The sequence below is a fragment of the Stenotrophomonas sp. genome (genome assembly GCF_059505245.1).
On record NZ_JCACKF010000008.1, the window covers coordinates 61,014 to 73,648 of the forward strand.

The following is a 12,635-nucleotide window of genomic DNA, read 5'->3' on the forward strand; positions in this document are numbered from 1 at the left end:
ATCCTCTACATACTGAATCCATCGGGCAACATGGCACGAAAGTTCAGCGTCATGCGTGATCGTGAAGGCGGCATCCGTTGCGACAAAATGGAACCCGGCGCGATGGATTGCGAACCCTTCGTCATCATCGACGAGCTCCCGGTCGAGCAACCGGCGATCAACTATCTTCAGTTCAAGCGCATAGTCGCTCAATCGGTGATCAGCCTGTCTGAGCCCGGCTACCCGACCAATGTGTACGATGACATCCAGAATCCGCAGAGAAGGGATGCGGTCAGCCAGCATCTGGGGCAGCGTTTCGAGACTTACATCTACCTGGCTTCCGGCGCGTACTCGCTTGGCATCGATGTCTGGGCGCCGCAGAAGATCCGCTATGCTGACGGGTCTACCGCTTCCTACAACTACAGCATGATCAACCGTCGCTGGGAGCCCAACGCCCTCCTTTACAAGGACAGGTTCGGTAACTCCATTCCGCTTAGCGTTACACAGTTGAGCGAGGGGCGAGGCGGCGTTACGCATCGCTTCGAATTCCCGAATGGGAATGCCACCGATATGGGAAGCTTCGTCAATGCGCTCAACAACATCGGTGTCCCGGTGACGGGGGCGGGCAATCAGTCTGTCACCTGCACCAGCACGATCAGGCTCACCGAGGTCAAGGTGACCTGCAACCGGAACTGATGAGGAATAGATCGATGCGAGTTTCACCAGGCCTGGGTTCCACGGTCATATTCGGTACTTCCTTTGTGGGAGCACTGCTATGCGGGTTCGTGTTTCCATCCATGTCGGCAGGTTCCCCGGAGCTGACCCCTTGGATGTTCAACGGCCTGCTGGCGTGCGGTGCGGTTGCGCTTTTTAGTGCTCCCTTTGGCTGGCGGGGTTACCTGAACTGGAGATCGCGTCGATTGAAGTAACGCATGGGGCCTGCGTGACTGCTGGCCCCTTGTTGCCTGGGAGGAGGCGCAGCGCTAGGCGTCCTGGAAAACCGCCAGCTGCGCAGCAAACGCACGCTGGTAGGCGGGCCGCTGCGTGGCCCGGGCCACATAGGTGGCGACCTGTGGGTACTCGTCGAGCAGGCCGCTGCTCTTCAGGCGCAGCAGCACCGAGACCATCATCAGGTCGCCCACGCTGAATTCGCCGTCCAGCCACGTTGTCCTGGCCAACCACGTCGATAGTTGGGCCAGCCGCGTCCGGACCCGCTCATCGAGCATTGGCAGCCGTTGCGCGTACCAGGGTTGCTCGCGCTCAAGCACCCAGGCCATGGAGCGCTCGACGATGGGGGGCTCCACCGTGTTCAGCGCAGCGAACACCCACATGATCGCGCGCATGCGGGCGTCCGGATCGCGCGGCAGCAGGCCGGGGTGCTGTTCGGCCAGGTGCAGGGCGATGGCGCCGGATTCGAACAGGGTCCGGTCGCCCTCCTGCCACGTGGGAATCTGCCCGAACGGATTCCGTGCCAGGTGCGCGGGCTGCTTCAGCTCGGCGAAGCTGAGCAGTTGTACGTCATAGGCCACGGCCAGTTCCTCCAGCGCCCAGCGCACGCGCATGTCACGGGCCAGGCCCTGGCCGCGGTCGGGGGAGGCGGCGAAGGCGGTGAGGATCGGTGGCATTGGAGCGCTCCTGCAGGCCGATGGGCCTGCCTTTCCTGTTCCGACGAGCGACGGGGCGGGAAATCGACAGCCCTCGATGCGGGCCTTCACCCGGCCCGATGCTGCTCCCGATACTGATCGGGCGTGCACTGCGCGTGCCGCTTGAACATTTCGGCAAACGCGCTGACGCCTGAATAGCCCGGCTCCCCGGCGATGCGGCTGATCGGTTTGCGTGTGCACAGCGCCTCGGTGGCGCGCACGAACTTCACACGCCCACGCCGGCCGCCGAGTGACATGCCCAGTTCACTGCGCGCCATGCGCTCCAGCGTGCGCACGCTCATGTGAGGCCGCTGCGCGATCTCGGCCACGGATTCGGCCGTGCATTTGCCGCCTGCATCGTGCTGATGCAGCGCCGGAAGATTCCGCTGACGGTGCTGGAGTCACTGTTCCTGCAGGCCACGGCGGCGTCGCTGATCCTGCTGCCGGTGCAGCTGCCGGAGTGAACAACCTGACCGCGGTGGGCTGTTTCGGTTTCGCTGCGGTGTGTGCATCGATCCTTGCGCCCCTCAGCTGGATGACCGGTCTTTCGCGCTTGGGCGCGGCGCGCGTTTCGGGATTCTTCAACCTGGTGCCGATCGTGACCGCCGCGCTGGCGGTGATGCTGCTGGGTGAGTCACTCAGCGGATGGGGTGCTGGGTGGCAGCCTGCTGGCGGTGTCGGGTGTGGTACTTGCTGAATATGCCGCCAAGCACGGGTGCGGAAGGCCGATGCGGCCCGATATTCCAGCAAGGTCTGCACGAAACGTGCACCTCACGTCGACGTTGTGCGATGCCGTTGCGCTTCAGTCTGGCAACCCCATTCCCCGCCCGCGCAGGAGCCCATCGATGAATACGCCTGGAAAGCCGAGACCCACCTGGAAGCAATGGCACGTGCTGCTGGTGATCCTGGCAATCGCGCTGCTGGTCACTCTGATCATCGTCACCGCACCGTGGTAACGCGTGCAACGCGCTCAGATTCCGTGAAAGCCGACGATGCTTGAAATGACGAAGTCAGCAGGTGTTTCGCATGGTGATGCGTGCATCAATTCGTGCTCACCTGGTTGGCACACGCGATTGCACACAGTGGGGTCGAAGGCAATGCAGATGCACTGCCATTCTCCACTGACTTTCGAGCACACAGGAGCGACGCCATGAGCACCCAGTCCACCATCGAACATCGCCTCAACGACCTGATCGAAATCGCCCGCGATGGCAAGTCTTTCTATGAAGAAGCGGCCACCAAGGTCAAGGATGCCGAGCTGTCGGCACTGTTCACCCGCATCGCTGGCGTCAAGGGCCGCATCGTGGCGGCGTTGAGCGGCTCAGTGGCCGCCAGCGGTGGCAAGCCGGCCGAACATGGCACCGTGGTCGGTTCGATGCAGCAGTTCTACGGCAAGGTTCGAGCCGCTTTCGGTGACACCAACTATGGCTACGTGGCTGAACTTGAAGAATCCGAGGACCGCCTGCTGGGCGCGTTCAAGGATGTGCTGCAGGACAACGAGCTGCCGCCGGCCGTGCGCCAGGAAGTGACCCAGCTGCTTCCGGAAGTGCAGGAGTGCCACAACGTCATGCGTGCGCGAAAGCACGCAATGAAGGCCGCCTGACCGCAGCGGTCGGCCCAATCAGCGGGACTGGCAGCCGGGGCGGTTTACCGCCCCGGCTGTTGCATTTGCGGCCCGCGCCGATGGCCTTTGATCAGGCCGCGTCGTCGTTCAGCATGTAGCCCAGCCCACGCTTGGACTCGATGCTGACACTGGCCGAGCGCAGGGCACGGCGCAGGCGTGATACGTGCGGATCCAACACGGTGGTACCGCCGTCGGCGCCGGCCAGGTGCACGGCAGCACTCAGCACTTCATGGCGGACGATCCGGCCCTGGCGGGCGCAAAGCGCTTCCAGCAGCAGCAGCTGGCTACGCGGCAGGCTCAGGGGCGCACCGCCTACCAATGCCATGCGGTTGGAAAAATCGAACGTGAAATTGCCGATTCTCAGAATGTGGCCGGCATCAGGGTCGAGGCGCCGGGTAATCGCGCGCAGCCGCGCGGCCAGTTCGTCGAACTCGAACGGCGTGGGCAGGTAGTCATCGGCACCGGCATCCAGGCAAGCGATGCAGTCGGCAGCGTGATTGTGGCGCCCCAACAGCAGAATGGGCAGCCAGGTACGCAAGCCGCGCACGATCTGCACCAGCTTCAGTGAATCGCCTTCGGGCAGCCAGCGGTCGAGAATGAGGGCGCGGTACTCCACGGCCTGTACCGCGGCCTTGGCCAGTGACCAGGTTGCCACGAGGTCCACCAGCATGTTGCGGCTCTGCAATACGTTGCGAAGCGCCTGTGCAAGTTCGGCGTCGTCCATGGCCACGAGGATGCGCATGCTGCGTCTTTTCCTGATTGCTGGATCCGGCGGGCGTGCAGGCGCACTGCGTAGCGTCCGTCATGGTGGTGAGGTCGCAGCGGGGCCGAGCAATGGTCACGGCTGCAGCACGTGCTGCAGCTGGCTGATCATCCCCCCCCCCCGGGATGCCTGTCCTGGCATTGGCAGATGCAGGACGCGCAGCGCGGGCAGCGGACGGCTGCCTGCCAGCGATCTCTACGTCGTATGGAGATCTGCCACGTGGCGGTGCATCACGCTGTGGCAGATGTCGAGGTGGTGGGCGCGCACCACCACCTCAGGCAAGCCGGAGAGGCTTAGCCGTTGCAGCAGTTGCTGTCGGAGCTGCTGCAGCTGTTGCCCAGGTTTTCCTGCTGGTTTTCGATCATCAGGCGCTGCAGATTCAGGACGCGATTCATATCAACTCTCCTTAGTCGTACATGGGATCGGGAGGCATGCGTGCCTCCCACGCGTTACGCAATGAAATGATTCACTGCGCGATTGCACCACGCAATCTCAAAGCCCTGTTGCAGTTGCTGAAGAACCCCGGTCTATACGTGGCGGATGGAAAATGGCATTGCCGATTGGAATGAGTCAAGTCAATTGTGGAATGAGAATCGCCTGCGCAATGTAGCGGCAAGGTACGGTGGCAATCATCGATCTGCAGGGACATTCCGGGCGGCTGCATTGCAGCGATAGCCGGCGGATTTCACGCCGTGCTTACGAATGAAGCAGGCAGGGAATCCGCATTCCGCATTTTGCGATGCCTGCAGGCTGGAGCGCCCGCAATGCATCCATCGCGCATGTGCGAGGCGTTGCGAGGCGTTCGCGGATGTGTGCACCGGGCAAACGAGCCGTGGAAACGACCAGGGAGAGACGATGTCAGCGCGTCAACGATCACTGCGTGAAGCACGCCACATGGACAAGGCCGCCTATGTGGGGGGCGACGAGCGGTTCTACGAATTGAGCTACAACCAGTACCGGCCCAGCGAAGATTTCCGCAGTATCGTTGAAGCGGAGATCGAGGCGGCCGGCATGGCGTGGACGATCCATCGCATCGGTGTCTGGTCGCACCTGGCGACGCATGGCGACCCGGTCGCCGGCAACCTGCCGCCGCAAGGCTGGAAGATCCACGTTTCAGCCACGCAGGAGAACTGCCAGCGGGTGCTGCGCACCGTCACCCGGATGGCCCTGGCCGAGCGCGTGAAGTTCAAGTTCGCCAATGACATGAACACGATGCGCATGATGAGCTCCAAGCGTTGGCCACGCGGTGGCTCGGGCAAGTTCATCACGCTCTATCCGCTGGACCTTGCGGTCTTCACGCGCTTCATCGAGCAGCTGCATGGGGCGCTGAAGGACGAAGATGGCTCGTACATCCTGTCTGATCGACGCTACAAGGACTGCCGCTGCCTGTATTACCGCTATGGCGGCATGCGCCAGGTGTACCGGCTTGATTTCATCGGCCAGAAGGTGCCGATGCTGGTCGCGCCCGACGGCAGCCATGTTCCCGACCTGCGCAATCCCTATTTCGAGGTGCCTGCCTGGGAAACCGACCCGTTCCCCAGCGAGGATGATCCCGGCGAGATGACGTTGAAGGAGGGCCGCTATCAGGTGCAGGCCGCGCTTGGGTTCTCCAACACGGGCGGGGTCTACCTGGCGTTGGACCAGGTCACCGGGGAGGAAGTGGTCATCAAGGAGGCGCGGCCCCATGTGGAAATGCACGGGGAAGGGCTCGACGCCACCAGCCGCCTGGCACGCGAGCGGCGCAATCTGGAGTTGCTGGGCCCGGTGGGCGCCTCGCCGCGCTGCCTGGATGCATTCACCGATTGGGAAAACAGCTATCTGGTGGAAGAGCGCCTGGATGCATTCGATCTTCGCGAGCTGATGCTCAAGCATTCGCCGCTGATGAAGGCCCGTCCCAGCGCACGCGATGGTAGTGACTACTACGGCATGTGCGTGACCATCTTCACCGGTCTGCTTCGCGCGGTCGACCGCGCACACAAGGTGGGAGTGGTGATCGGTGACATCTCGCCGTCCAACATCATGGTCGACCGCAGCGACATGCGTGTGCGCCTGATCGACCTGGAGGCCGCGTTCCTGGACGGCAGCGATGAGTGGGATGACATCCACACGCCCGGATTCCGCCGGATCATGAAGGGTCGCAAGCGCGCCAGCTGTTTCAGGGATGACCGCTATGCGACCGCGGTGGTGATGTTCTACTGCCTGTTCCCGCTGATGGCCATGGCCTACATCCGTACCGACCTGTTCCAGAAGGTGCTGCCGGTGATGATGGAGGACATCGGCTGGCAGCACACGCCAGTGGCCGAGGTCATCCAGGCGCTTGTGGACGACCGTATCGGCCTGGAAGAGGCCGCACAGCTGCTGCAGCAGCCGGCGACCCTGCAGGCGCCGTTCTCGTCGCCGCAGCGCCCGTTGCCGGCGCCGCGCCAGTGTATCCGGCGGCTGCTCGCGTTCATGGATGCACACAGCCGGCTGCAGCCGGAGCGGACGCTGTTCCCACTTGATCCGTTCGCGCACTCCACCAACACGATGAGCCTTGGTCTGGGGGCGACCGGTGTGATCCACGCCTTCCATGGGGTGGGTCATCAGCCGTCGCCGGCGGTGATGGAGCGCTATGCGCAGGAGCTGCAGGCCCTGGATCGCACATCGCTACCGCCGGGGTTCCTCACCGGCCTTGCCGGCATCGGCTGGTCGGCGCTGCTGCGTGGCGAGGTGGAACTGGCCCGCAGCCTGCTCGACAGCGCTGACGGCAGTGACCTGTTGCATGCGCATCACTCGCTGTATCACGGCATGGCGGGTATCGGAATGGCGCACCTGGCCATGCATCACGCGACCGGCCTGCCCGGGCATCTCGACAGGGCGCTGTCGCTGGCGCGGCGGCTTGCAGACACCGTCCACCACGGAGAGCGGGGTGCCTACTGGCAGGACGAAGGTGGCGTCCGCATCGGCATGGGTTACGGCCAGGCCGGCGTGGCGCTGTTCCTGCTGAGGCTGTCGCAGCTCAGTGGTGATCCGGCATGGCGCGTGCTTGGCGAGCAGGCACTGCGACACGATCTCTCCTACGGCTTCGAGCTGGAGACCGGGGTGACCACCTTTCCCAGCTCACCGGAAGAGGTCAACACCTATGAACCCTATCTGGAGCAGGGGACTGCGGGCATCGCCAAGGTCGCGATCCGTTACGGCCTGTGGCAGGACGTGAATCGGCTGGTGGATGACTTCCATCGCAAGTATTCCGGCTTCTGCGGCCTGTTGTATGGCCTGTCGGGCATGCTGGATGTGTTTGTCGACGCCCATCTCTACTCCGGTGACCCGAGGTACCTGCAGATGGCGGAGCGACCGTACCAGGGCATCGTCGATCTGTATCTGTTCGAGGAGGAGGAGGGAATGGCGGCGGTGCCGGGCGAGAATCTGTTCCGCATTTCCTTCGACCACGGTACCGGCATCGCCGGAGTGATCCGCGCCCTGCATCGGTACGACACGCTGGCGCCGGATGAGTTCTTCCTGGATGCACTCGATGTGCATGGCGCGGTGGTACGGGAAGTGGACGCAGCCGGGGTGGGGCAGGCGGCGGTTGCATGAATGCGCGCCCGCACCCGGCCGGACAGCCACCTCAGCGCGAGCAGACCGCGCAGCGGCACAGTGTGCGCGCCATCCTCGCCAGCTTCGCGATCCTGCTCGGCCCCCTCCGCGGGCGCTACCTTGCGGTGGCCGCCACCACCGCGATGTTCGGCGGACTGGGCGGGCTGCTGCATCCGCTGCTGATCCGCGCGATCTTCGACGAGGCCGCCAGCCGGCAGGATTTCAATCGCTTCCTGCTGCTTACCGGTGCATATCTGCTGCTGTGCCTGGTGACCAACCTGGGCAACTACAGCTGCGCGCTGTGGCAGCAGCGCGTGGATAACCGCATCGTGGAGCGGATCGGGACCTCGTTGCTGACCGCCTACTATGGCCGCAGTTATGACGAGGTGGTGCAGAAGGGGGCCGGCTACTATGTGGCGCGGATCCGCTCGGACGTGAAGGATGGCGTGGTGCCGATGCTGTCGGTCGCACGCACTACCCTGACCCAGGCGGTGACATTCGTCGCCTTGATCGCAGCCCTGCTGATCATCTCCTGGCGTGCGTTCCTGGTGCTGATGGCCATCATTCCCATCGCCACCACGGTCAGCGTGCTGGTCGGCCGACGCATCCGCGAGCTGACCGTGGTGGAGCGTGACCGCGAGGCCGAACTGGTTTCTTTGCTGACCCGGGCCGTGTCTGCCTTCAAGATGGTCTGTACGTTCGGCCTGGGCCCCAGGACGGTGCAGGCCCATGACCGCAGCCTGCGCGAGGTGCTGGATTCGACCTACCAGCGCTTCAGGGTGGTGAGGACCCTGCAGGGTGCGAGCGACCTGACGATGGTGATCTCGGATGTCTGCTCGATCTTCGTCGGCGCACTGTTCGTGTTCCGCCAACAGATGACACTGGGTTCGTTCATCGCCTTCATGAACGCCTTCTGGCGCTCAGCCACGACGCTCATCGGCATCTTCAAGAACATTGCCGAGATGCACAGCCACGGTGTGGTGGTGGTGCGGGTGGCGGAGTTCATGACCGCGCCGGCAGCCGCGGCGTCGGCCACGCACATCGAGGGTGGTCTGCTGGCGACGTCGATCGGCTACGGGTACGGCGCCACTCCCGTGTTTTCGGATTTCACCCTGGCCCTTTCACCCGGTGAACGTGCACTGGTGATTGGCGACAATGGCAGCGGCAAGACGACCCTGGCCAACGTCCTGGCCGGGTACTTCCAGCCCGTCGCCGGCCAGCTGCTGCGACCGGCGCGTATCCGCGCCATCACGCTTCCTCTGCAGTTCCCTCCGCTGAAGGTGCGCGACCTCGGCGCCGATCCGGTGCTGCTGGCGCGACTGGGGATGGACGGCGACGGGATCGCCGACAGCCTGCCGGAAACCCTGTCGGCAGGGCAGCAGCAGAAGATCGCCCTGGCGATGGTGCTGGGCGAGGATGCCGACCTCTACATTCTTGATGAGCCGGTCGCCAACCTCGATAGGGCCAGCCGCGAGATTGCGATGGACGCGATCTTCGCACGCAGCCATGGCCGCATGCTGGTGATGATCATGCACGGCGCCGAGGCCTACCGCGCCCGATTCGATCACGTACACGAACTTGGCAGGTCCATGTGGCAACCGGCACGGGTCACGCCCGTGCACGTCCGGGGAGAGGCATGACATGAAGTCGATACAGGGTGCAGGAAAGGGTGCGGGCATGCGCAGGCTGGTCTACTGCGCGCAGGTGGCGCTGCACAATACACTGCGGAGCAAGGCCATCACCGCCCTGATGGTGCTGGCCATCGCGGTGGGAATTGGAGCCAGCATGACCACCTTGACCGTGGTCTACCTGCTGTCCGGCGATCCCTTGCCTGGGCGCAGCGGTGAGCTCTACTACCCCCAGCTTGATGCCAACCCGAACTCGAAGGGCCGCGAGCCGTACGACGTGCTGGACTATCGTTCGGCCTACGACCTGTGGTCGTCCGGGCGCGCGGACCAGCAGACACTGCTGGTCACCAATCCGGTCAAGCTGCGGCCCGATCAGGGCAGCGCGCCACCGGTCATCCGCTCATCGATCTCCACCACGACCGACTTCGCGACGATGTTCGCGGTGCCGCTGGCGCATGGACGCTGGTGGTCGCGCGAGGAGGATGACGCGCGCGCACGTGTGGTGGTGATCTCGTCGGAGCTCAACGAGCAGATGTTCGGTGGGGGCGACAGTGTGGGGCAGACACTGCGGGTCAAGGACACCGCGATGCGCATCGTGGGCGTGCTCGCGCCCTGGCGGCCCTCGCCGCTGTTCTACAAGGTGCGGGGCGGCCGCTTCAGCGGCGGCAACACGTCGGGCTTCTTCGCCTCGGCCGATGATCTGTTCATGCCGCTGACCTCCAGCCTGGAGATCAATGACGGCGACTTCGTGCCGTTCACCTGCTGGTCCACGCCGGAGGAGCGCGGCCGGCTGCAGACCGCGCCGTGTGTCTGGGTACACCTGTGGGTCAAGCTGGACAGCGCCGCCAAGGTGGCCGCCTATCAGCGGTTCCTGCAGAACTATGCCGCTGAGCAGAAGGCCCTGGGCCGGATCAGCCACGCCGACAACACGCGGCTGCGCTCATTGATGCAGTGGCTCGACTTCAACCAGGTGGTACCCAGCGACGTGAAGCTGCAGGCCATCCTGGCCTTCGCCTTCCTCGGGATCTGCATTGCCAATGTGGTCGGTCTGCTGCTGGCGAAGTTCCTGCGCTACAGCGGCGAGATCGGCTTGCGTCGCGCACTGGGCGCAAGCCGCGCGGCGATCTTCCTGCAGTGCGTGGTCGAGGCCGCGCTGGTGGGGGCACTGGGTGGCACGCTGGGCCTGTTGCTGACCTGGCTCGGCCTGAGCGCGGTGCGCAGCCAGCCGGTGGCCTATGCGGACCTGGCGCGGCTTGATACCACCATGCTGCTGTTCACCCTGGCGCTGTCGGTGCTGGCCAGCCTGCTGGCGAGCCTGATTCCCGCGATCCGTGCCAGTGCGGTCCAGCCCATCGCCCAACTGAAGCTTCTGTAGAGGAACCACCATGCAGATCGGCATCGTACTTTCGGCCCTGCGCCGGCACCGCCTGGCGACCTTCCTCATCGCGATGGAGATCGCATTGGCCTGCGCCGTGCTGTGCAACGCGATCTTCCTGATGATCGAGCGGAACGCTGCAATGCAGCTGGTCAGTGGCCTGGACGAGTCACGGCTGGGGGTGATCCAGCTCGACGGCATCGATGCCGAGCGCGCCAACGATGTCAACGCGCGGGTCGTTGGTGCATTGCGGGGGCTGAGCGGCGTGACGGCGGCCGGGCTGGTCAGTGCCATGCCGTTCGGCAGCCCGGGCATACGCGCCGGCGTCAACCTGGACGAGGACCAGCAGGTGCCCGGCGGTGTTCTGGATTTCTACCTGGCCGATGCCGTGGCCCTGGACGCGCTGCAGTTGCACCTGGTGGGGGGGCGCATGCCCGGTGCGGACGAGTTCGCACCGACCGATGAACTGGTGCCGGCCAATCCCCCGGCGCTGGTCACCCAGGAGCTGGCCCAACGCTACTGGCCCGGCGAAAACGCCGTGGGCAAGAGCCTGTGGGCGATGGATACCCGGCTGCGGGTGATCGGCGTGGTCGAGCACATGGCCGTATCCCGCCCCGGCCGCGGTGAAGCCAAGGGCTCGGACTGGTCGGTGATCGTGCCCGCATCGCAGGGGCCGCGCCTGACCGGCCGCTATCTGGTGCGCGCCGAGGCCGGCGACATGAACCGCGTGATGCGCGATGCGCAGCAGGCAATCCGCCGTGTCGCGCCGGACGTGGTGTTCGATGTCGAAGGCAGCCGGCGCATCTCCGAACTGCGCGAGCGGCATTTCGAAGGTGACCGGGTCATGATGGGGCTGCTGGGCGGTGTCATCATCGCACTGCTGGCTGCCACTGCCCTGGGCATAGTCGGACTGGCCAGTTACTGGGTGGAGCAACGTCGCAAGCAGATCGGCATCCGCCGCGCGCTGGGGGCCACGCGCACCGATGTGATGCGCTATTTCCAGATCGAGAACCTGCTGATTGTCTCCATCGGCATCGCGGCCGGGGCTCTGCTGGCCTACGCGATGAACCTGACCCTGATGCGCTTCTACGAACTGCCGCGCCTGCCACTGCTGTACCTGCCGGTGAGTGCGGTGATCCTGCTGCTGCTGGGCCAGGCGGCGGTACTGCTGCCGGCGCTGCGTGCCGCGGCCATCGCGCCGGTGTCGGCCATCCGTTCGTTGTGAGTCCCGCAGCGGCCTTGGCCGGTCGCTGCTTCCATCTGCAAGCGAGAATTCCCATGCTCAGGATGCAAGGCGTCAGCAAAGTGTTCCAGGTGGGTGAAGTCATGACCCATGCATTGCGCTCCATCGACCTGTCGGTGCAGGAGGGCGATTTCCTGTCGATTACCGGCCCTTCCGGCTCCGGCAAGTCCACACTGCTGAACATCCTCGGTCTGCTCGAGGGCTTTTCCGGGGGCCACTACGCGATCGGTGGCGTGGATGTTGGCGGCATGCGCGACGCGGCGCTCAGCGCGCTGCGCAACGAGAAGATCGGCTTCGTGTTCCAGGCGTTCAACCTGATTCCGGATCTGACCATCCAGGCCAATGTGGAGGTGCCCCTGCGCTACCGTGGCATGGCGGCAGCCGAATGCAGGCAGCGTGTGGCCTCGGCACTGGCCCAGGTCGGACTGGGCAGCCGCATGTCGCACTATCCCGGCGAACTGTCGGGCGGGCAGCAGCAGCGCGCGGCGATCGCCCGCGCCATCGCGGGTACGCCGGCCCTGCTGCTGGCTGACGAGCCGACCGGAAACCTGGACTCGCAGATGTCGCAGGGGGTCATGGAGATTCTGCGTGAGCTCAACCAGGGCGGCATGACCATCATCATGGTGACGCATGACAAGGAGCTGGCGGCGTGCGCGGGTCGCAGCGTCCACATCGTGGATGGGCAGATCGTCGAGGTCAAAGCACAGGCCATGCAGGCGCTGTGCGCCTGAGCTGAAAGAGCGTCACCCGCAAGCAGAAGGGGCGGCCGATGGGCCGCCCCTCCTGTTTTCATCGCACTGCAGG

11 protein-coding genes and 1 pseudogene are annotated in these 12,635 nt (G+C 64.6%); 8 read left to right on the forward strand and 4 right to left on the reverse strand.

From position 1 onward, the window contains the following. The first annotated feature begins 51 nt into the window (after window positions 1-51). Window positions 52-675, forward strand: coding sequence for a hypothetical protein (locus AC5JLE_RS02520; RefSeq protein ID WP_227864596.1), 624 nt, complete (start codon window positions 52-54; stop codon window positions 673-675). Window positions 676-962: 287 nt separating this feature from the next. On the opposite strand, the gene AC5JLE_RS02525 is transcribed toward AC5JLE_RS02520, so the two are convergent. Together AC5JLE_RS02525 and AC5JLE_RS02530 are read right to left on the reverse strand one after the other, a co-directional pair. Continuing rightward, window positions 963-1,604 carry a glutathione S-transferase family protein gene (locus AC5JLE_RS02525; RefSeq protein WP_046432704.1) on the reverse strand — a complete coding sequence of 214 codons (642 nt, stop codon included), beginning with the start codon at window positions 1,602-1,604 and terminating at the stop codon, window positions 963-965. Window positions 1,605-1,690: 86 nt separating this feature from the next. Continuing rightward, window positions 1,691-1,960 (reverse strand): annotated as a pseudogene (locus AC5JLE_RS02530) (helix-turn-helix domain-containing protein); the annotation flags it as partial. Between the two features lie 122 nt (window positions 1,961-2,082). On the opposite strand from AC5JLE_RS02530, the gene AC5JLE_RS02535 reads away from it, so the two are divergent. Both AC5JLE_RS02535 and AC5JLE_RS02540 read left to right on the forward strand, forming a co-directional pair. Next, complete coding sequence (locus AC5JLE_RS02535; RefSeq protein WP_227864594.1) at window positions 2,083-2,319, forward strand: EamA family transporter; 237 nt, start codon at window positions 2,083-2,085, stop codon at window positions 2,317-2,319. Between the two features lie 453 nt (window positions 2,320-2,772). Beyond that, window positions 2,773-3,225 (forward strand): PA2169 family four-helix-bundle protein, encoded by a 453-nt coding sequence (locus AC5JLE_RS02540; RefSeq protein ID WP_014648535.1) that lies wholly within the window; start codon window positions 2,773-2,775, stop codon window positions 3,223-3,225. Between the two features lie 91 nt (window positions 3,226-3,316). Here the strand turns inward: AC5JLE_RS02540 and AC5JLE_RS02545 are convergent, their stop codons facing one another. Beyond that, window positions 3,317-3,988, reverse strand: a complete 672-nt coding sequence (locus AC5JLE_RS02545; protein WP_164109733.1) for a response regulator transcription factor — start codon at window positions 3,986-3,988, stop codon at window positions 3,317-3,319. A gap of 314 nt (window positions 3,989-4,302) precedes the next feature. Then, entirely contained in the window at window positions 4,303-4,404 is a 102-nt protein-coding gene (locus tag AC5JLE_RS02550) for a class III lanthipeptide (protein ID WP_014038605.1), read from the reverse strand. A 460-nt stretch (window positions 4,405-4,864) separates the two neighbouring features. Between AC5JLE_RS02550 and lanKC the strand changes: the two genes are divergently transcribed. From lanKC to AC5JLE_RS02575, 5 genes are read left to right on the forward strand one after another with little or no spacing between them, the layout of a single operon-like run. Beyond that, window positions 4,865-7,585: a class III lanthionine synthetase LanKC gene (lanKC, locus tag AC5JLE_RS02555; RefSeq protein WP_164109731.1), complete on the forward strand. Its 2,721-nt coding sequence runs from the start codon at window positions 4,865-4,867 to the stop codon at window positions 7,583-7,585. Further along, window positions 7,582-9,225 (forward strand): ABC transporter transmembrane domain-containing protein, encoded by a 1,644-nt coding sequence (locus AC5JLE_RS02560; protein ID WP_164109730.1) that lies wholly within the window; start codon window positions 7,582-7,584, stop codon window positions 9,223-9,225. Before lanKC ends, AC5JLE_RS02560 begins: the two co-directional genes overlap by 4 nt. 37 nt (window positions 9,226-9,262) lie before the next feature. Next, complete coding sequence (locus AC5JLE_RS02565; protein ID WP_164109728.1) at window positions 9,263-10,588, forward strand: ABC transporter permease; 1,326 nt, start codon at window positions 9,263-9,265, stop codon at window positions 10,586-10,588. A gap of 10 nt (window positions 10,589-10,598) precedes the next feature. After that, the gene (locus AC5JLE_RS02570; RefSeq protein WP_032958343.1) at window positions 10,599-11,813 is read left to right on the forward strand and encodes an FtsX-like permease family protein; all 1,215 of its coding nucleotides are present in this window, start codon (window positions 10,599-10,601) and stop codon (window positions 11,811-11,813) included. 53 nt (window positions 11,814-11,866) lie between these two features. Beyond that, window positions 11,867-12,562 (forward strand): ABC transporter ATP-binding protein, encoded by a 696-nt coding sequence (locus tag AC5JLE_RS02575; protein ID WP_496065008.1) that lies wholly within the window; start codon window positions 11,867-11,869, stop codon window positions 12,560-12,562. Window positions 12,563-12,635 lie beyond the last annotated feature (73 nt).